The organism is Streptomyces sp. NPDC001709, assembly GCF_053596375.1.
Window position 1 is genome coordinate 1 of sequence record NZ_JBSFGB010000146.1, and the last position, 1,438, is coordinate 1,438.

Here is a 1,438-nt window from a genome sequence, read left to right on the forward strand (position 1 = left end):
GTAGGAGTCTCAATGACGAAGTCAAGCCGCCTGCGTGACCGGTGGGGCGGGGGTGAAGATCCTTCCGTCACGCAGCAGTGCCCACAGAACGCCGACTCGTCGGCGGGCCAGGGCGATGACTGCCTGGACATGTTTGCAGCCCTCGCCGCGCTTCTTGAGGTAGAAGTCCCGGTTCGGCCCTTCGCGGACGATGCTCGTTTGCGCAGACATGTAGAAGACCCGACGCAGGCGGCGGCTGTATCGCTTGGGCCGATGCAGGTTGCCTGTGCGGCGTCCCGAGTCGCACGGGACCGGTACCAGTCCAGCCGCGGAGGCGAGATGGCCAGCGTCGGCGTATGCCGACAGGTCACCGGCCGCCACGACGAACTCGGCCCCAAGGATGGGACCCACGCCGGGCAAAGACTCGATGATCTCTGCCTGCGGGTGGCTGCGGAACGTGTCGCGGATCTGCTTGTCGATTCGCTTCAGACGGTCGTCCAGGCCCAGAATTTGCGCTGCCAGGTCGGCGACGATCTGCGCGGCGACATCCTCGCCGGGCAGCGCGGTCTGCTGAGCCTGAGCGGCCTCCAGCGCGGTTGCGGCAACCGCGTCGGCACTACGCACGCTGCGGTTGGCCAGCCAGGCCGTCAGCCTCGCCCGGCCGCGGCGGCGGATCGCCGCGGGCGTCTGGTAGGCGGTCAGCAGCACCAGCGCGCCCTTGTGGGCCGAGTAGTCGAAGGCACGCTCCAGGGCTGGGAAGACGCCAGTGAGCACGTCACGGAGCCGGTTGATCATCCGCACGCGGTCGGCCATCAGGTCGGCCCGGTGGGCGGTCAGCAGCGCCAGGTCGGCGGCCAGCTGCGCGGGCACGTCGATCGTCGCGAAGTCGTTTCGGTGCCGTGCGGTTTCAGCGATGACGTAGGCGTCGCGGGCGTCGGTCTTGGCCTCGCCTCGGTAGGCGCCGGACATGCGGTTGACGGTGCGGCCAGGCACGTAGACCGCCTGCTGGCCGTGGGTCGCGAGCAGGGCCAACAACAGTGCGGAGGACGTGCCAGAGATGTCCACCGCCCAGTGGACCTGGTCTGCCACATCGAGGATTTCACCGAGCGCTGCCAAGATCGCCGACTCGTCGTTGTCAATCCTCTTCGACCACAGCGTCGCGCCGGCGTCGTCGACTACAGCGGCCCAGTGGTGGCCCTTGCCCGCATCGACGCCAGCCCAGACCTGGGCCTTCCGCTCGTTCATTCGCCCCTCCTCGCACCGTGCGGCATGCCGTCGGCCCGAGGAACACCCCGCTGTCATCTCCGTAATCAGCGACCGCACAAGGCGCGCATATCTCAATCAGCAGCCAGGGCGCCCCGGAGAACCGGGCGGCCACTCCTACGAAGCCACTGAAGGCAAGAGCCCATAAGCCACACCCGGCCCTCCCGGGCCGCCAATCAACTTACGGAGAGCCCAT

1 protein-coding gene is annotated in these 1,438 nt (G+C 68.1%); it reads right to left on the bottom strand.

The features are described 5' to 3' along the window. Positions 1 to 21: 21 nt before the first annotated feature. Positions 22 to 1,224 carry an IS110 family transposase gene (locus ACWC0C_RS48340; RefSeq protein WP_450871549.1) on the bottom strand — a complete coding sequence of 401 codons (1,203 nt, stop codon included), beginning with the start codon at positions 1,222 to 1,224 and terminating at the stop codon, positions 22 to 24. Positions 1,225 to 1,438: the final 214 nt, after the last annotated feature.